The 16,846-nt window shown below is 61.0% G+C and carries 19 protein-coding genes; 1 reads left to right on the forward strand and 18 read right to left on the reverse strand.

All coding sequences use genetic code 11. From position 1 onward, the window contains the following. Positions 1 to 11 precede the first annotated feature (11 nt). From CHC01_RS13130 to CHC01_RS13145, 4 genes are all read right to left on the reverse strand, one after another. Positions 12 to 1,049, reverse strand: a complete 1,038-nt coding sequence (locus CHC01_RS13130; protein WP_089264769.1) for an ABC transporter substrate-binding protein — start codon at positions 1,047 to 1,049, stop codon at positions 12 to 14. 175 nt (positions 1,050 to 1,224) lie between these two features. After that, complete coding sequence (locus tag CHC01_RS13135) at positions 1,225 to 1,635, reverse strand: RidA family protein (RefSeq protein ID WP_089264770.1); 411 nt, start codon at positions 1,633 to 1,635, stop codon at positions 1,225 to 1,227. A gap of 11 nt (positions 1,636 to 1,646) precedes the next feature. Next, positions 1,647 to 2,150 carry a flavin reductase family protein gene (locus CHC01_RS13140; protein WP_089264771.1) on the reverse strand — a complete coding sequence of 168 codons (504 nt, stop codon included), beginning with the start codon at positions 2,148 to 2,150 and terminating at the stop codon, positions 1,647 to 1,649. Then, entirely contained in the window at positions 2,147 to 3,607 is a 1,461-nt protein-coding gene (locus tag CHC01_RS13145) for a 4-hydroxyphenylacetate 3-hydroxylase family protein (RefSeq protein WP_089264772.1), read from the reverse strand. The genes CHC01_RS13140 and CHC01_RS13145 overlap by 4 nt, the downstream gene beginning before the upstream one ends. Positions 3,608 to 3,698: 91 nt before the next feature. Between CHC01_RS13145 and CHC01_RS13150 the strand changes: the two genes are divergently transcribed. Beyond that, positions 3,699 to 4,646, forward strand: a complete 948-nt coding sequence (locus CHC01_RS13150) for a LysR family transcriptional regulator (protein WP_068732018.1) — start codon at positions 3,699 to 3,701, stop codon at positions 4,644 to 4,646. On the opposite strand, the gene CHC01_RS13155 is transcribed toward CHC01_RS13150, so the two are convergent. From CHC01_RS13155 to CHC01_RS13220, 14 genes are all read right to left on the reverse strand, one after another. Then, positions 4,614 to 5,543, reverse strand: a complete 930-nt coding sequence (locus CHC01_RS13155) for a 2-hydroxyacid dehydrogenase (RefSeq protein WP_089264773.1) — start codon at positions 5,541 to 5,543, stop codon at positions 4,614 to 4,616. The genes CHC01_RS13150 and CHC01_RS13155 overlap by 33 nt on opposite strands. Further along, positions 5,540 to 5,995 (reverse strand): type II 3-dehydroquinate dehydratase, encoded by a 456-nt coding sequence (locus CHC01_RS13160; protein WP_089264774.1) that lies wholly within the window; start codon positions 5,993 to 5,995, stop codon positions 5,540 to 5,542. Before CHC01_RS13160 ends, CHC01_RS13155 begins: the two co-directional genes overlap by 4 nt. Positions 5,996 to 6,640: 645 nt before the next feature. Further along, the gene (locus CHC01_RS13165) at positions 6,641 to 7,111 is read right to left on the reverse strand and encodes a hypothetical protein (protein ID WP_244558346.1); all 471 of its coding nucleotides are present in this window, start codon (positions 7,109 to 7,111) and stop codon (positions 6,641 to 6,643) included. Between the two features lie 13 nt (positions 7,112 to 7,124). Beyond that, entirely contained in the window at positions 7,125 to 7,883 is a 759-nt protein-coding gene (locus tag CHC01_RS13170; protein ID WP_244558347.1) for a S1 family peptidase, read from the reverse strand. Between the two features lie 9 nt (positions 7,884 to 7,892). After that, on the reverse strand, positions 7,893 to 8,273 hold the full coding sequence (locus tag CHC01_RS13175) for a hypothetical protein (protein WP_244558348.1): 381 nt from the start codon (positions 8,271 to 8,273) through the stop codon (positions 7,893 to 7,895). Positions 8,274 to 8,280: 7 nt separating this feature from the next. Beyond that, positions 8,281 to 9,126: a lytic transglycosylase domain-containing protein gene (locus tag CHC01_RS13180; RefSeq protein WP_244558349.1), complete on the reverse strand. Its 846-nt coding sequence runs from the start codon at positions 9,124 to 9,126 to the stop codon at positions 8,281 to 8,283. A gap of 18 nt (positions 9,127 to 9,144) precedes the next feature. Further along, the gene (locus CHC01_RS13185) at positions 9,145 to 9,660 is read right to left on the reverse strand and encodes a YbjN domain-containing protein (protein WP_089264777.1); all 516 of its coding nucleotides are present in this window, start codon (positions 9,658 to 9,660) and stop codon (positions 9,145 to 9,147) included. A gap of 12 nt (positions 9,661 to 9,672) precedes the next feature. Continuing rightward, complete coding sequence (locus CHC01_RS13190; RefSeq protein ID WP_089264778.1) at positions 9,673 to 10,752, reverse strand: peptidylprolyl isomerase; 1,080 nt, start codon at positions 10,750 to 10,752, stop codon at positions 9,673 to 9,675. Further along, positions 10,749 to 11,342 carry a hypothetical protein gene (locus tag CHC01_RS13195; protein ID WP_502695652.1) on the reverse strand — a complete coding sequence of 198 codons (594 nt, stop codon included), beginning with the start codon at positions 11,340 to 11,342 and terminating at the stop codon, positions 10,749 to 10,751. The genes CHC01_RS13190 and CHC01_RS13195 overlap by 4 nt, the downstream gene beginning before the upstream one ends. Positions 11,343 to 11,344: 2 nt before the next feature. Next, positions 11,345 to 13,174 carry a putative porin gene (locus tag CHC01_RS13200; RefSeq protein WP_089264779.1) on the reverse strand — a complete coding sequence of 610 codons (1,830 nt, stop codon included), beginning with the start codon at positions 13,172 to 13,174 and terminating at the stop codon, positions 11,345 to 11,347. A 61-nt stretch (positions 13,175 to 13,235) separates the two neighbouring features. Next, a complete protein-coding gene (locus CHC01_RS13205; RefSeq protein WP_089264780.1) occupies positions 13,236 to 13,958 on the reverse strand; it encodes a TonB C-terminal domain-containing protein in 723 nt (240 codons plus the stop codon). Beyond that, a complete protein-coding gene (locus CHC01_RS13210) occupies positions 13,955 to 14,440 on the reverse strand; it encodes a hypothetical protein (RefSeq protein ID WP_244558350.1) in 486 nt (161 codons plus the stop codon). The genes CHC01_RS13205 and CHC01_RS13210 overlap by 4 nt, the downstream gene beginning before the upstream one ends. Positions 14,441 to 14,447: 7 nt before the next feature. Then, complete coding sequence (locus CHC01_RS13215; protein WP_089264781.1) at positions 14,448 to 14,852, reverse strand: ExbD/TolR family protein; 405 nt, start codon at positions 14,850 to 14,852, stop codon at positions 14,448 to 14,450. A gap of 5 nt (positions 14,853 to 14,857) precedes the next feature. Beyond that, positions 14,858 to 16,828 carry a DUF2341 domain-containing protein gene (locus CHC01_RS13220; protein ID WP_089264782.1) on the reverse strand — a complete coding sequence of 657 codons (1,971 nt, stop codon included), beginning with the start codon at positions 16,826 to 16,828 and terminating at the stop codon, positions 14,858 to 14,860. Positions 16,829 to 16,846: the final 18 nt, after the last annotated feature.

The following is a 16,846-nucleotide window of genomic DNA, read 5'->3' on the forward strand; positions in this document are numbered from 1 at the left end:
CCGGGACTCGTTTATGGAGCCATGATGTTTTCGGTGAACCACTTGCGCCAGGTACCGGTCTTCTCGGCACGCAGCTTGGCGTCGATCACCAGCGTCTGCTTCGCCCACTGATCCGCGGTCGTGAACACGCCCGGCAGTGCTGCGATCTCGGGCTTGACCTTGGCGTTGTCCACCACCGGGCTGCCCTTCTTCAGTTCGGCGATCTTCGCCTGCACGTCCGGATCAAGCGCGGTGTTGATGAACTTGTAGGCCAGCTCCGCCTTGGTCGAGCCCTTGGTGATGCCCATGGTATCGACGCCGAGTACGGCGCCTTCCTTCGGAATCGCCAGCTTGATCGGCACGCCCTGGGCCTGCATGTAATAGGCGTTCATCGACAGCACGACCTGCACCGGCGTCTCACCAGTCGCAAAGAGCTGCTGACTGTTGGCATCGTTGGTGTAGAACGCCTTGTAGTTCGGCTTCAGCGCCTTCATCTTGGCTTCGCCGACTTCCCAATTCGATGCGTCGCCGCCGGAGAGCTTGGCCGCAACAACCATCACATGGCTCGGATCGAAATCGGGCGACGAGATCATGCCCTTGAGCGCGGGATTCCACAGGCCTTCCCAGCTTTCGAAGCTCACGCCCTTCGGCAACTGATCGGGCAGATAGCCGATCGTGTAGACATAGGCCCAGGAGCCGATGTGATACGGGCTGATCTTGGCCTGCTCGACCAGATGGCTGGCGTTCGGAATCTTCGCCATGTCGAGCTTCTCGAACAGATTGTCGTTGGCATAGAGCCAGCCGACATGCGCCGTCGTGAAGGTGACGTCGCTCTCCGGCTTCGCAGCAGCGAGCTTGGCCTGGTTGAGACGGTCGATCGTGCCGCCGGTGATGTATTCGACCTTCACGCCGGTCTCGGCAGTGAACTTCTTGGCGATCGCTTCATCGATCAGATCGCGGAAACTTCCACCCCAGGTGCTGACTACCAGCTTCTCCTGGGCGGATGCCTGCCCGCCAATCGCGAGCGTCGACAGCAACATCAATGCAGTAAACTTCAAGGCGCGCTTCATCTCGAAACCTCACAAGGATTATGACGTAGAAAGAAAAGCAAACATCGTGCCAGACGATTGATAAATCTCAAGAATTTCCGCCGGACAGCCGCGTGCAACCACGCTCATCGATCATGCGAAAGATGAAGCCGCAAACGCCCGATTGATCTCTGTAGTGCCGACGAAAAACGCGTCGTTACGCCGGAATTTCCGCGATGATGTCGATTTCCATCAGGTATTCAGGCTTGGCGAGGCCCTGAACGATAATCCCCGTCGAAACCGGATAGACGCCCTTCAGCCATTTGCCGACGACGCGATAGACCGGCTCGCGATAGGCGCGATCGGTGATGTAGATGACGATCTTCACCACGTCCTCGAGCTTGGAGCCTGCCTCTTCAAGCAGCACCTTGGCGCATGTCATGGCATTCTCCGTCTGCGCAGCGGCATCGCCGATGCCGACGATCTTGCCGTCGAGATCCATCGCCGTCTGGCCGCGCACATAAACGGTGTTGTTGGCGCGAACGACCATGCAGACATCGTTGTCGAGCGACTGCTCGGGATAGGCTTCCTTGGTGTTGAACTTGCGAAAACGCTGATGGGTGGTCATGGAGCAGATCCTCAGGCGGCGAGACGACGGAATGTGCGATCGGAGAAGATCAGGGGCAGCGCAGCTTGGTTGCGAACGTTCAGCACCTCGCCCGCGACGATGCGATGCGAGCCGAAATCGAACACGCTGGCGACACGGCAATCGAAATTGCATAACGCGCCATCGAGCGCAGGCGCGCCGGTCAGCAGTTCCGACCAGTCACCGGCAAGAAAACGGTTGTCGCGCAGTTCAGGGATCAACCCGGCGAAGCTGTTGGCAATACGCTCCTGCACATCGGACAGAATGTTGGCGACGAACACGCCATTGGCCAGCAGCTTTTCGAGATGGCGATTGTCGCGGTGAACGCTGAATACAACCGATGGCGGCTCCATCGACAGTGAGCACAGTGACGACACCGTAACGCCCGCGCGGCCCGCCTCGCCATCCGTTGTCACCACTGCCACGCCCGAGGCCGTCATCCGCATGGCGTCGCGAAAGATATCGACCTCGACCAGCGGATGCGCCGCAGCGCTCATGATTTCACCCCGTCGATACGGTCGGACAGCCCGGCCGACTTCTTCACGAAATCCAGCGGCCCGGCAAAGTCGAAGCTGTTATAGACCGCCGCCAGATGATTGAAGTGCGGCGCCTGTGCGAATTGCACGAAGGTCAGGCGATGACCGGCATAGTCGGAGTTCAAGAGATCGCGCGCAAAAGCGAGCAGCTTGCGGCGATCGTCGGCCTGCCACTGGTCGTTCAGGGAATAGAACTTGTTGAGCCACTTGCCTGATCCCTCGGCCTCGAACGCATCGGCATTCGGGGTGATGCAGATCTGGCCGCCGCACAGCTCGCGGGCGATATGCATCATCGCCGGAAGCTGCGAACAGGCGAACACGCGGCCGGCATAGAGCATCGACTGCTGCGGCATCAGAAGGCCGCCCGGGCTCTTCTCCGCCATGGCGATCGAGGCGGTGAGATGCGCATTAATGCCTTCGCGGTAGCAGACCAGATCGGCCAGCTTCTCACGCACCGACTGCAGCTTGTCGAGACCGGTCTGCTTGGCGTTCCACATGGCCGCGCCGATCATCATGTCGGCGGTGTAAAGGAGACGCAGCACGTAGGGGAATGCCGAGTAGCGATGCAGCGTCGAACGCACGAACTGCGCAGCGCGGGTATGGCGATAGAAGAACACGTCTTCCCACGGGATCAGCACGTCGTCGAACACCACCAGCGCCTCGACCTCATCGAAGCGATTTGCAAGCGGATAGTCCTTGGCATTGGCGCTGCTGCGATTGGCGAAGCCGCCGCGGCAGATATGTTTCACGCCCGGCGCGCCCATCTTGACGATGCAGCCCACCGCGTAGTCGGACAGCTTCTCATTGGCCCAGGCGCCGACAGTCGGCTTCAGATAGGCCTGATCGGCATAGGCCGCAGCGGTCTCGTATTTCGCGCCGCGAATGATGATACCGGCATCGGTCTCGCGGGTGACGTGAACCATGAGATCCGGATCCTGCTGCTGCGGCGGCAGAGAGCGGTCACCCTTCGGATCGGTATTGGCCGAGACGTGGAAGATGTCCTTCTCGATCACGGCACGGATGTGATGATCGATATTGGCGGCGAAACGCGGATCGATCTCGGCCAGCACGTCGCGCCCGTCGGTCAGCGACCACATCTCGCCGATGGTCTCATCGCCGACGCGGGTGACCACGCCGCCGATATCCTTCATCACGTGATCGACGGCCTTGATCTTGTCGTGCCAGTCCTTCTGTTCCGTCGGCGGCTTGTAGAAGACCGAATGTGTCTCGTTGTCTTCAACGTAAGTGAGGTCGGCGGCGTAACGCTCTTCACGCGCCATGTCATACATCCGGGCCTTGACGTCGATGATCGGCTTCAGCGCCGGGTGCGTGGTCACGTCCTTGACGCGCTCGCCATCGATCCAGACCTCGCGGCCATCGCGAATGCCCTGTTTGTATTCTTCACCCGTGCGGATCATTGATCGGCTCCTGTTCGACTGGACGACAGGGTGCCGAAGGGCCTATCATAAGGAAAATATTTTTATGTTTGGAGATGCATAGGAAAACACGATGAGGTTCTCGCTCCGGGCCCTGCGTTATGTGGTTGAGACGGCCGATGCGGGCAGCGTGACAGAAGCCGCCAAGCGCCTGAACGTGTCGCAGCCCTCGATTTCGGCCGCCCTCAGCCAGCTGGAGGCCGAACTCGGCGTCCAGATCTTCATTCGCCATCTCGCCAAGGGCGTGACCCTCTCCCCCGCCGGCCAGCGGCTGGTAAACGACGCGCGGCTGCTGCTCGCGCATGCGCGCGATTTTGCCCAGAGCGCCCAGTCGCTTGGCAGCACCCTGCACGGCGAGATCGTGGTCGGCAGCTTTTCGACCCTCGCCACACGCTTCATGCCGGGGCTGCTGTCCGGCTTTCGCGAACGGCAGCCGGGCATCTCGGTAAAACTTGAGGAAGGCGACCAGCAGGAGATCATCGACGGGCTGGTCTCCGGACGGACCGAACTCGCGCTGTCCTATTCCTTTGCCGTCCCCGACGAGATCGTCGGTGAGAAATTCTGCGAGCTGCCACCCTATATCGTGCTGTCGGCGGATCACCCTCTGGCGAACCGGTCGTCGATCAGCCTGACCGAAATGCGCGACGAGCCGTTCATCCTGCTGGACCTGCCGCATTCGCGCGACTACTTCGCCAGCCTGTTTACGGCATCCGGTATCGAGCCGCGTATTTCCTTCCGGACCCGGTCATTCGAGCTGATCCGCGGACTGATCGGGAATGGCCAGGGATATTCGATCCACAATGCCGTGCCGCGCACCACCATCGGCTATGACGGCAGTCGCGTGGCCGTGGTGCCCATCACTGAAAAGCTTCCGGCCACGCATGTGATGGCGCTGCGTCTGAAACGCCACGCGCTGCGACCGGCGGTGCAGACATTCGCCGACTACGCGCGTGACGCCTTTGCCGTTGGCGGCCAATTCGCGCCGGGCTCAATAGCCCCGGCGCGGATCGACGCAGCTTAGCAGCTCCTGCCCGGACCGCAGCCGGCGTACATTCTCGCCTATCTGCTGTGCCGCGGAGCCCGGCAGCGCCACCGATGCGAGATGCGGCGTGATCAGCACATTGTCCATCGCCCAGAGCGCGCTGTCCGGCGACAGTGGCTCGGAGGCAAACACATCCAGCGTGGCCTCCGCAATATGGCCCGAACGCAACGCCTCGATCAGCGCCGGCTCATCGACGATGCTGCCGCGCGAGACATTGATGAAGACCGCGCCACGCTTCATCTGCGCCAGGCGCTCGGCGTTCAGCAGCCCACGCGTCTGTGGCGTCTGCGGCAGCATGCAGACGAGAATGTCGCTATCGCCCAGGATATCCGGCAACGCGGACAGACCAGCCGATGTCTCGATGCCCTCCACCGACTTCAAGGAGTTGGACCAGCCGCACACGCAATAGCCCTGTCGCGCGCATTCCATCGCTGCGGTCAGGCCGAGTTCGCCGAGGCCCAGAATACCGACGGTGATGGTCTCGGGATCGCGCGGATGAATATAATGCCAGCGGTGCTCACGCTGCGCCCGCTCGAACGCGGGGATGTCCCGTGCGTGCCGCATCACCGCGAACAACACGTAGCCAGCCATCATCCGCGCCATCTTCGGATCGGACAGGCGCGTGATCGGAACCTCCGGCAGGTCGTCACGCCCGACCAACGCGTCGACACCGGCGCCAAGATTGACGACGAGACCAAGATTCGGATAGCGCGCAAAGAAGCCATGCGGCGGCTTCCAGACAAGTGCCTGCCGTACGCTGGCGGGGTCAGTGATATCGTCAGCCTGACGCAGATCGATCCCCTCCGCGGCCAGCGCCGCACGCCAGGTTTTGAAGTCATCGAGGACGCTGTAGAACGCCATCACCTCCGACGTCATTGCGCGGCCTTTTCGGCGATCAGACGCGATACCGCCGTCAGCGCCAGCTCATAGCCCAGCGCGCCGAGCCCGGCGATCACGCCGGTCGCCGCGCGCGACACATAGGAGTGATGGCGGAACGGCTCGCGCTTCCAGATATTGCTCATATGCGCCTCGATGATCGGTCCCTCGAAAGCGAGCAACGCATCAAGGATCGGGACCGACGAGTAAGTGAGACCGGCGGCATTGATGACGATCCCCTCGGCCCTCTCCCTCGCCTCCTGAATCCAGTCAACCAGAACGCCCTCGTGGTTGGATTGGCGGAAGTCGACCGTCAAGCCGAGCGAAACTGCATGGTCTTCGCAGCGCTTCTTGATCGAGACGAAACTTTCACGGCCATAGGTGCCGCTTTTGTCCAGCCCATAAAGATTGGCATTGGGACCATTGAGGAAATAGACGGTGGGAGAACTCATGGTTGTGCTTTCATGTGTACTGGGAGGGCAATGAGCATTTCCTGAAGAACAACGGGACAGACAAAAGCCGCGAACGGACAATGGGGCCAGTTGATCTCAGATGTTCACCCATTCCCCAAGGTGAAGCGCACGCGGCCGCGCTACGCCGCTCACCCACAGACAAGACCTTAAAGAGGCTTGCTGCAGTGTAGAAATCGAAAGAACCTATGCGGTTCGACGGATTTCAGTATGGTTCAAAGGTTGCCTTTGCCATAGGTGAAGCGCCCGAAGGCTGCGTCGTCCGTCGCTGGGTAAAAATGTGCGAGGCGCCAATCGAAGGAAACCGCCCGAAAAAGTCGGCCCGGGTTACATGCGGTGCACGGTCAGCATCCGGCTAGAGCGTTTTCGAGCGAGCTCGGTTCTGCTTCGATCAGAACCGAAAAGGCTCTAGTGCATTGGCGCGTGTTTCAAGGAATCCCTGATTTCGTGCCAGATGTTCACACACCAATTTCTCGCTCTTTGGGTCAACACGTTTCTCAAGATTCACTCTCGCTATCGCCCTATCTCCTTTTTACGATGAGCAAGAGTCGTGCCAACAATTGAAATCCTGGATCATCCACTCATCGGATACCCGGCACAGCGGTACTTCGACCGATCCTGCGACTATTATTTCGATAGATTGAGCGAAAACCGCAGATTGATCGGCTGCAGCATTTCGGGCGGCGGCGCTTCACCGATATTTCCGCGGGTCAGCACAGTGCGCAGATCGGTGGTGGCACGATCATCCTTGAAGCTCGCGAATGACACGCGCTCGACCGTACCGTCGGGATTAAGCCAGGCCTTGACGACCAGTGACGACGGTGGTCCGTCCTGCGTGCCATTGGCCTCTTTCAACCAGGCGCGGAAACGATTGGCGATCGCCTCGTCAGCGGAAACCCATTCCTCAAAGCGATACTTCACCAGCTTGGCAAATTGCCCCCAGGCAGGCGGCGCCGCTTCGGGGCTACGATAGTCTAGCCCCTGGGCACGCGCCGGCGGCACTGGTGCGGAGATCAGACCGATCGACGCCAGCAGCGCAGAGAGCCTAGCAAAGCGCCATCGCGACGGAGATGGGGACAGCCGGCGAAATAGCATCATGACAATAGCTCCTCTAATTCAGACAGATGACACGTGCTGAAATGCTGGCGGCGCGATGCGCACGAGATCCCGAACCCGCGATTTGCGGCCGGTCATTTTCCTGAAATCGGATGTTGCTGGCCGCGAGGAACGACTTGGCTCCGGCGGAGCCGACCGCGAGCACCCGATTGACAGATGTCTTCCTGCTGACAACACCTTCGATCAGGCCGCGTGAATCCATAACCGGCGCGCCACTGCTGCCGAATGTTACGGTAGAATTCAGCGCAATATGCCCTGCTTCACCGCTACCGGATGTCATGCCCACCGACGCGTTGGCAAGCACGCCCCCGCGCGCGAGCATCATCGACAGGTTCGCATAATCGGCCGCAAACATCATATCGTTGGGGGATGACGTTACGTTGCGGGGAAAGACGGCTGCGAGCCCGCGGGTCCTTGTTGTGCGCAGCAGAGCCAGGTCATAAGGCGTCGACAGAGCGACAACGCGAGCCGACGTTGTACGACCTTCCTTTTGGATCACAATGCGACTGCAATCCTGAACCACATGGCGCGCCGTCAGCATATGCCCGGAATCGTCGACAAAGAATCCGGTCCCTGCTCGCTCACCGCGCTCAACCGGCGGCAGTTCCGTTCGCGACAAAGGCTTGGGCGGCGCGATCTGCGGCGCTTCGTTTCGCGTCGGCATCAGCATTTGCGCGCGCGCCGGCATAGGAGCCGCGCAGGAAAGCACGACGGCGACCAGTGCAGCGCTGGTGATTGAAATCGTCGATGGCACGTGGTGAACCTAGCGCCGGCTGACTGGTGACGAATAGATCGGCGGCGGCAGCCGATACGGAATCACGGATCGCCCGTAATTCTGGCCGTATTGCTGTTGCACTCCCGGCAAATTCACGACGCCGACCTTGGTATCGCCCGACCTCGCATCGATCGGCGGCAAATTCAGGGTTGGATTGACCTTCTCGACGTCGCGCTTCAGCGTCTGGTTGAGACATCCGAAGCTTCGCGCACCGCCGATTTCGACCTCGACGCAGCGTTCGCGCACGGTCGGCGGAGGCGACTGGCCGCCGATGATGACCTCAGGCTTTGGCTGCTCCGGCGGCTGTTGTGCCAGCGCTGGCATCGCAAGCGCGAGTAGCGCCGAGATCGTCAAGATTCTCGTTGTCATCGCTCTCTCACCTCGTCATCGGCTTCGGGCCATTTGCCTGCATCACAACCTGCGTCAGCCGGTTGTTCAGCGCCGCGAAATCGACCCGGCCGGAATTGCGTGACATCAGGCATCGGCTGCCGCGACATCCGGCAACGAGGCTGGAGCCAACGCCAACAGGCGATCCGAAAGAGGCGACCGGCACCGTGCCCGTTACGGGATAGCCGACCGCCATCAGCCTGGCTCGCGCACGCAAACAGTAGGTCACGGACAGATGGGAGAAACGCGTCTCGCCATGCCCGGCGCGATACTTCATCAGCGCTGTGCAGAGGTCGCCGCCGGCCTTGTTCCAGGCCTGTGCGAGATACATGATGCCATAGCGGATATTGACCTCGGGCGCCGCGAACTCTGCCATCGAGCCGCTGAAGCCCAGCATGCGCGCGGTGGGCGGCATCACCTGCATCAGGCCGATCTCGCCATCGGCGCCGATGCGGCTCGGATCGTAGCCACTCTCCACGCCCATCACAGCCTCTGCCACATCGGCCGGCAGATTTGTGTTGCGCACCTCCCGCTCGATCAACGAACGATAGAGCGCCCTGGAATTGGAAGCACCCGACAGCTTTGGTGGGGCTGCTAAGTTTGGTGGAGCCAAGGCTGCCGTTTTATTGCCAGCGGCAGCCTTGGGGGGATTCGGCACGGGCGGCGGCGACTTGGCGACTTCCTCGGCGCGCTGCTCGGACTCGGCTTCCGCCAGTACTGGTGTCGATATCAGGACAGCGCAGGACAACATCCCAGCCCAGGCCACCGCCAGGACGCCTCTTGCGAAGGCGCCACTGGCCAGTCGGCCATACAAGCTGATCGGTCGTCCTGACACGCTAGATTTCCAGACTCGTCAGGCGACGCGAGCTTCGGCAGCAGCCCTGGGCTCCAGCGGCGCCTGCGCCTCAGATTCCACGACAGGTGCATCGACAGTCTTCGCCGTATCGAGTTTCTGCAGTTCTTCGCGCAGATAAGGCACCAGTGCCTGAACGAGATGGTCCCAGATCTCGACCTGCGCGCGAACATGGTTCGGCATGACGCCGCCGATGAAGGAGACATCCATCGTCATGGCCAGATAACCAGGGACGACCTGCAGCCGACCAAAGCGGCGCAGCGCGTTCCAGCGATTGACGACATCGAGCGGCAATTCGCCCTCGATATTGAGCCACGCACTAAAGGTGAAATCGACATAGCCACCATCTTCATTGGCCAGACGGTTGCCCGGGCGAATGTCGAACGCAAAGCCGGCGGTCGACGAGCGCAGCACCGGCATATCGGCATTCGACACGATCTCGACGCGATAGCCAACGGTCTGCAGCAGGTCACGCAGCGATTCGAGGGTGAAGCTGTTCAATACGGTATCGGACATGGGACGCGTTCCTTAGTTACGGGATTTGCCGTCGAGCAGCTTGGCAAGAGCAAGTTCGTTGATGATCGGCGGCTGCTGCTTGAGCAGTTCGGCGAGATAGGCGCGGCGCAATGCAGCGGCGCGTTCGGTGCGTATCTGCCGGACGAGTTGATCGCGTACTTCGGGCAGCGTGCGCGTATAGGCGGCCTTGGTGTCGACCAGACGGATGATATGGTAGCCGTCGTCCAGCGTGATGGGTTCGGACACAGCGCCCTTGGCCAAGCCGACGACCTGGCTGCGGATTTCCGGCCGGATCTGATCTTCCGGCAGCAACCCGAGATCGCCGCCGCGCTCGGCGCTGTCGCCGGCGCCGCTGTCGCTACGGGCGATCGCCGCGAAGTCGGCCCCGGCAACCTTCAGCTTCTTCTGCACCTCGTCGAGCTTCTTCTTCGCGGCGTCGGCGGTTGCCTTATCCGCATCCTTCGCCATCGGAATGAAGATCTGCGCGAGCTGATACTGCCGCGGCACAAGGAGTGCAGCGCGGTTGGCATCATAGACCTTTTGCAAATCCTCATCGCTGGGGAAATTCGCGGGCGGGTTGGAAACCGACTGCAAGTACAGTTCCACCATCGCGTTCTCGCGCACCTTTTCCAGCTGCGCTGCGACGGCTGGCTGTTGGTCCCACTTCTTCGCGGCCAGTTCCTGCATCACGAGACGGTTGGACAGCAGCATGCGCACCGCCTGGCTCAGCAGTGCCGGATCTTGCGCCAACGCCGCCTGCTCACGCGGCCCAAGTGCCGCGATGTAGGAGCGCATATCATCGGCGCTGATGTCACTATTGCCGACGCGGGCGACCACTTCACCCGATGACTTCGCCGACGCTACAGTGCTCGGCGCGGCAGCGCTTGACGCAGCAGGGGCCACGGGAGTAGCAGCGGCAGGTGCCGCTGCGGCCGGCTTCGGCCGCGCCGGCGCCGGCATCTGGGCCTGTGCGTTGCGAGGCTGGACCGGCTGCGCCGGCGTCTGAGCAATAGCAGACGACAGCATCAGGCCGGTGAATGTCGCGACACCGGCCGCTTTCAGGAAGATTGCGGGGGAACGGGAACGCGTCATGGGGTCACCTTTTGCTCGAGCAGCTTGTCGTCGTAATCCTGCAGTAGATTCTGGATCTGCACGCGCCGCGCGCCGATCAGCGGCTCGTTGATGACCACCATGTCGCCAAACGATATACCTTCATAGCGGTGCAGCAACTCGCGCCCGACCTTCGTCAGCAGCGCATTCTTTGCCACGCAGCTCTTGGTGTTCGCCTTGTAGGCTGTCGCTTCGCCTTCGAATTTGGCGCGCTCGGCGTCCTTGGTACGGGCGACGGTTGCGGCCTCCTCGTAGGCGCTCTTCCACTTCTCCAGCGTCTGGTTGCGATCTTCCAGACGCTGGTTGAATTCGTCGACCGCTTCGCGGTGGGTCTTCTCGACCTCCTTGACCTGCGCCTTGGCCGCCGCGATCTGCGACGTCATCGCCGCCTTCTCGCGCTCGGCATCAGCTACCTTGGCCTGCAAGGCAGTCCGCTGGTCCTCAAGGGCGCGGGTCTGAGCCGTCGCACTGCGCAAAGCATCACGCAGCTTGTCCGACTCGGCGTCCGCCCGGGCTTCCGGGCTGACCAGCATGGCGAGCACCGCCACTGAACTCAGAATACGATATCGCATGATCAGAACCTTGCATTCAGATCGAACTGAACCACATCGACGCTATACGGCGAGCCGGCGATGTTGTTAGCGCTCATCCAGCGCAGCGACGCCCAGACATTGTCCGAAATACCGAGATTGCCGCCAATGAAATAGCCCTTGAGGTTGGTACCGCCGAGGCCGAAATCGGAATCGACGAAGGCATCCACGGTCGCGTCGGATTCAAGATACTTGTATCCGGCGTGAACATTCCAATCCCACAGTCGTTTGACTTCCTTATGACCAACCGTCACACGGCCCATCCAGCCCTGGTTTCCGCCGTCATATACACCCGGAGGGCCACCGGCGACGCTGGGGCCGATGTTGTTCTGAGCTACTGCAGCGATCGATGCCCGATCGAAGGCTGTGTTGTTGACATACTCGCCATCGAGAACGACGTGCACGGGATGGAACTCACCGAGGTCCAATTGACCACTGACAACGACCGGCCGAAACTGGCTCGCCAGACCGAAATACTGATATCGGGTACCGTCAATATTCGAGGCATCCACGAAAATATTACGCAACGTCCTGTAGGTATTGCCCTTCTGAGCGAAAGATGGTCGGGTCATATCCGTATCGCAAATGTCGCTGCTGCTCACGACGACGCAAAGTGAAGACTGCCGACCCTGGGTGTTGGTGAAATCATAATAGGCAGCGCTCAACCGCAAGGCCGAGTACGGCGCAAACTTTGCTCCAACGCCAATCTGGGCACCAAACAGCCACTTATCGTTGCTCGGGACCTTCTCGTACTGCCCGCTATTTACATTTACGAGATTGATACCCGCGTTCAAATCGCTGTTGTAGGTCGGGAATGCACCGGCGACGATGAACGGCGTGATACCTTCGGCAACCTCGTGCTTCGCCTGCACAGCAAATCCGTCGAAGCCAAGATCCTTGTGCCAGGCAAGATCCGTCGGCGACCAGAACGGATTGTCGAAGCGGCCGATCGAAAACGTCAACTCATTCCACGGCTCATAACGTGCATAGGCACGATCGATCCAGAGCGCATATTTAGAAAAATTGCCGCCAGTTGTTCCAAGTGACTGGTTCGTCGAAACCGGCGAATTGCTGTCACCGCTCGCCAGGCGAATTCCAGCCGTGAACTGATCGTTGATATCGATGTCGGCACCCAGCCGCATACGGAGACGCGCGCGATCCCGGTTTTGCGACGCGTTATAAGTCGGTGCATTGTAGGAGGAGTTGGTCTGGTCCGAGATATCGTAGGGCGAACCAGTATTGATCGCGTTGAAATTGTAAGCGCCCCCCTGATCGTTTCCGGTCGGATAGAATTGGCCCTCGTAACGTGCCCGCAGATCGCCGTAGAAACGGATGCGCTGGGCCCATTCAGGATACTTCCCAGGCGATGCCCAGTTCTCCGTCTGCGCCTTCGCCATCACGTCGCGCTTTATCTCTTCGCGTAGCTGACGCTTCACGACCTCCGGCACATAGGTGACGTGCTTGGTGCCGGGCGGAGATGCCGCCGCTGCGGCGGCGCCGGCAGTCTTTGCCGCTTCCTCGGCGCGCATCGTGGCGCCCTTGGCTGCTTCGCGAGCGACATAGGCTTCGTCGTCGGCTTGCTTGATCAGTGCCTCGGCCTGCTCTTCCTTCAGCACACCCTGCTTGACCAGCATGTTGACGAGGTTGATCGTCGCGTTCGGCGACGTCGCCTTCACACGCGAGACCGTGGGACGCTTGGCATCGGCGCGGTTGCCAGCATCCTGCGCCAGCGCAGGAACGCTACAGACAAGTGCGCACATCGATACAGCGAGCGGCGTCAGGCGCCAGGCGGTATCGGATTTCTGGTGAAACATCGGTCTCAAGTCCCCTACTGATCAATATTCGTCGTGTCTCATTGGCCCGTTAAGCGCGGGCCTAACTCGGTCGTCGCATGGTGACGCGTGTCACCATCGGCATCGGCATGTCATTGGGTGGTGGCTCGCGCAGCGTCAGCCGCCCGAGCACGTCGTTACGGATCGTGGCGTCGAGTTCAGCACTCCCGGTCGACGATGCCAGTTCGACCCGGTTGATGCGGCCGGTTCCGTCGGCCCAGATTCGCAGCTGCACCTGCGTCGCGGCATTCCTGGTCTTCTCGTTGGCGCGCAGCGCGGCCTCGATCTGCGTCTGCACCATGGACGCGTACCAACCCCAACGACTGCCACCGCCGCCACGACCGCCATACGGGCTGCCTCCAACCTTGCTGCCCAAATTGAAGAGATCTCCAGGACCTGTCGCCTTGGCGTCGAGCGCCAGCGGGCCCGGAGGCTCCTCATTCTTGGCGTCCTTGACCGGCTCGTCCGTCGGCTTCTCCACCGGCTTGTCTTCGAGCATCTCCTGCTCGACCATCTTCGGCTGATCAATCACCTTCGGCTGTTCGATCATCGGAGGTGGCGGTGGCGGCGGAGGTGGTGGCACAATGTTGACGACGGTCATTTCGCGCACCTGGCGCGGTGGCGGCGTATCGCTGCCGCCGGACAACATGAACCAGGCGCCTCCGAACAGTGCAGCGATGACCACGAATGCGCCGCCGTAACGCAACAGCGACTTGCGCTCGCTACCACGCCCCGATGGCTTGCCGTTTTCGGAATCCATCGTCATGACGCGACCTCGAGAGGCGCGCTGTCGGAGAGCCGTTCGATCACATATTGCAGTACGAAGGTGACGAGGGAATCGAAGTCCGTGGTCTGAATGATCATTCGCGTGCCACTCGGCGCTTCAATCACCAGATCGTATTCCGACGTATGAGCATCGAACTCGATATACGCATCGTCATCGAGTGACAGGCGCAAATAGGGAGTGTGCGACAATAGCAACGTCAAGCTGTCCGATGGTGAATCGAGCTCCGCGATCCGGCGGCGCAGCAATTCTGCGAGTTTCACCAGCAGCGCCTCTCCGCGGATCGGGAATGGCAAGACGATACCGGGCTCACGCGGACCTGTATCGATCGCCGTCCCGCCATCGATAGCTGGGCCCCTCGCGGGTGCCGCTGCCCCTGCGCCCTCACCTGTCCGGCGCAGCCATGACCACAAGGTCTTGAACGCCTTCTTGGTATCGTCCTGAATTTGCCCGGGGGTGTGCATCGGCCCGTTACTTCACGAGAGGTTTGGTCGCGAGACCGACTTGTGTGACACCGATTCGACCCAGTAGATCGAGCACATCCATCACGCTCTGGTACTGCGTCTGCGCATCACCGCGCAGAACCACCGGAAACTCCGGCGTCAGCGCCTTCTGCTGCACCAACCGCTGCTCAAGTTCCGGCAGCGTGACGGGTATGGTGTCGAGGAAGATCTTGCCGTCATTGGCGACGGTGATCGCCTTGGTGGTCTGCGTCGCCAGACTTGGCGCCGCAGACGCTTTCGGCAGATTGACCTTCTGTCCCTGCACCGTCGCTGTGGTCATCACGATGAAGATGATGAGCAGCACGTAAGCCAGGTCCAACATCGGCGTGATGTTGATATCGTCATAGGGCTTGGATTTGCTCTGAACCTGCATCGTTCTTACTCCGCAGCCTGGCGGTGTTCAGCCGGCAGATCGGACGAATAGAACTCAGCCATCTTGGTGACGAATTCGTCGATGAAGACCTGCATGTCGCTGGTCAATTCGCCGATACGCGTCACCAGATAGTTGTAGGCAAACAGCGCCGGGATAGCGACGACCAGACCAGCCACGGTGGCGACCAAGGCCGCCGCAATACCCGGTGCGATTGCGTTGACGTTGACGTCGCCGCTTTCAGCGATAGCCGCGAAGGTGATCATGACGCCGACCACCGTGCCGAGCAGGCCGAGGAAGGGGCCGCCGGAGATCGCGATGGTCAGGACGACCATCAAGCGGTTGAGACGCTGGGTTTCCTTGACATAGGCGCTGTCAAGCGCTGCACGGATCGCCGCGATGGCGGCGCCGCTCAGGCGGATCGCATCGCCGTTGCCGAAACGATGGCTAATCTGTTCGGCACCCACATGATAGATGCGGTACAGAGACGAGGCGCGAACCATCTGGGCTTCGTCATCGCTCAGCTTGCTGCCGAGGACCGCGGAGGCATCGTCTGCTTCGCCACGATCGAGCGCCGTCAAATTCGCCGCCAGCTTGCGGAAGCTCTTCATGAAGCGATCGTTGGCCTTGGCCTGCTTGTTCAGGTAGCTGACGCGATCGACCGTCACCATCCAGCTCGCAATCGCCATGATGATCAGCAACCCGATGACGACCCAGCCGTCGATCGTGACCGACTTCAGAATGATGGCGAAGTAGCCCGAGAGCCAGCTCGCGGTCTCCTCGTCGGCGCTGAACGAGATCAGCTTCGTGGGCTGTCCACCTTGCGTAACTGCGGCATATTTGATGAAGCCGGCCGGGCGAGCGACCTTGGAGATCTGCAATTCATCGATATCGCCGACATAGCCAGCCATCGCAGCCGCGGCGACCGGTGCAGGTGCTGCTTCGACAGGAGCTGCAGTCCCGTCGGCTGCAGGAGCCGCAGGGTCAGCGGCGGGAGCGACAGCCGCCGGCGCGGCGGCAACGACATCGCCACCGAGGCGGGCAACGCTGTTCAGCGCGGGAAGCGTCGCATTCAGAACCGCATACGACACGCCATCGAGATACACCGTCACGGTGCCGGCATTGGCGACTACGGCCAGGTGGTGCCAGGAATTGACTGCGACCGGCGCGCCAGCGCCACTGCGCTGGGTGCCAGCCGCATTGCTCACCTCGACGAACGGGGCACCGTTGTCGAGACCGATAATGACTGCATTCGCGGCGTCGCGGCGGCTGTACAGCGCAGCGTTTGGCTGCAGGGCGGCCGGCTTGATCCAAGCGGACCAGGTGAACGGCGCACTGTCGGCCATCGCAAGCGAGGACGATGCGGGCAACGTGACCGGCAGGCGGCCATCGAGGCGCAAGCCGGTCCCGATCAACGAACCATCCGCGGGCTGCCCGACGCTCTGCGCATTGCCGGCCCAGACCGTCGAGTCGATCGCCGGCGTACCGCGTTCATTGAAGTGATAGACCAGCGCCGTATCCGGGTCGTAGGTCCCCTTGGCGTCGTTGGTGGCGACGGCTTTCTTGTTGCCGTAATAGAGCCAGAACTCGGACTTCGCGCCAGGCGCGACGTTTGGAAGCGCAACCCACACCAGAGCTTCACCAAGCAGCGAATCCCACTTCTCGATGTGATGCTTCAACGGAGTCTTGTCGTCCGACGCCACGAAGCGCAGATCGCTGCCGTCATCTTTCGCAAGACTGAAGCGGAAGTTGCCGACGTGCAAACGAACCAGGGTTGGCGCAGTGCCGATTGGATCGGTGATATTCGCTCCCGTCGCGCTGGAATCGATATTGATTTTCTTGCGCAGCTGCCACTCGTCATTCCACCACGCCTGCGCCGACGATGGGAACAGTGTCACCGCTGCAGCAAAACCCAGCAGAAGTCCTGCGACCGCATTCTTTGCGCGTCGTCGCAATGTCGAATGGCGTTCGCCGTTCATGTGCCCACACCCCATAGC

This window comes from Tardiphaga sp. OK246, from assembly GCF_900188215.1.
GTDB lineage: Bacteria > Pseudomonadota > Alphaproteobacteria > Rhizobiales > Xanthobacteraceae > Tardiphaga > Tardiphaga robiniae.

Coding starts and splice junctions, on each gene's coding strand:
- CHC01_RS13130 (WP_089264769.1), bottom strand. CDS start 1,049: ATGAAGCGCGCCTTGAAGTTTACTGCATTGATGTTGCTGTCGACGCTC.
- CHC01_RS13135 (WP_089264770.1), bottom strand. CDS start 1,635: ATGACCACCCATCAGCGTTTTCGCAAGTTCAACACCAAGGAAGCCTAT.
- CHC01_RS13140 (WP_089264771.1), bottom strand. CDS start 2,150: ATGAGCGCTGCGGCGCATCCGCTGGTCGAGGTCGATATCTTTCGCGAC.
- CHC01_RS13145 (WP_089264772.1), bottom strand. CDS start 3,607: ATGATCCGCACGGGTGAAGAATACAAACAGGGCATTCGCGATGGCCGC.
- CHC01_RS13150 (WP_068732018.1), top strand. CDS start 3,699: ATGAGGTTCTCGCTCCGGGCCCTGCGTTATGTGGTTGAGACGGCCGAT.
- CHC01_RS13155 (WP_089264773.1), bottom strand. CDS start 5,543: ATGACGTCGGAGGTGATGGCGTTCTACAGCGTCCTCGATGACTTCAAA.
- CHC01_RS13160 (WP_089264774.1), bottom strand. CDS start 5,995: ATGAGTTCTCCCACCGTCTATTTCCTCAATGGTCCCAATGCCAATCTT.
- CHC01_RS13165 (WP_244558346.1), bottom strand. CDS start 7,111: ATGATGCTATTTCGCCGGCTGTCCCCATCTCCGTCGCGATGGCGCTTT.
- CHC01_RS13175 (WP_244558348.1), bottom strand. CDS start 8,273: ATGACAACGAGAATCTTGACGATCTCGGCGCTACTCGCGCTTGCGATG.
- CHC01_RS13185 (WP_089264777.1), bottom strand. CDS start 9,660: ATGTCCGATACCGTATTGAACAGCTTCACCCTCGAATCGCTGCGTGAC.
- CHC01_RS13190 (WP_089264778.1), bottom strand. CDS start 10,752: ATGACGCGTTCCCGTTCCCCCGCAATCTTCCTGAAAGCGGCCGGTGTC.
- CHC01_RS13195 (WP_502695652.1), bottom strand. CDS start 11,342: ATGCGATATCGTATTCTGAGTTCAGTGGCGGTGCTCGCCATGCTGGTC.
- CHC01_RS13200 (WP_089264779.1), bottom strand. CDS start 13,174: ATGTTTCACCAGAAATCCGATACCGCCTGGCGCCTGACGCCGCTCGCT.
- CHC01_RS13205 (WP_089264780.1), bottom strand. CDS start 13,958: ATGACGATGGATTCCGAAAACGGCAAGCCATCGGGGCGTGGTAGCGAG.
- CHC01_RS13210 (WP_244558350.1), bottom strand. CDS start 14,440: ATGCACACCCCCGGGCAAATTCAGGACGATACCAAGAAGGCGTTCAAG.
- CHC01_RS13215 (WP_089264781.1), bottom strand. CDS start 14,852: ATGCAGGTTCAGAGCAAATCCAAGCCCTATGACGATATCAACATCACG.
- CHC01_RS13220 (WP_089264782.1), bottom strand. CDS start 16,828: ATGAACGGCGAACGCCATTCGACATTGCGACGACGCGCAAAGAATGCG.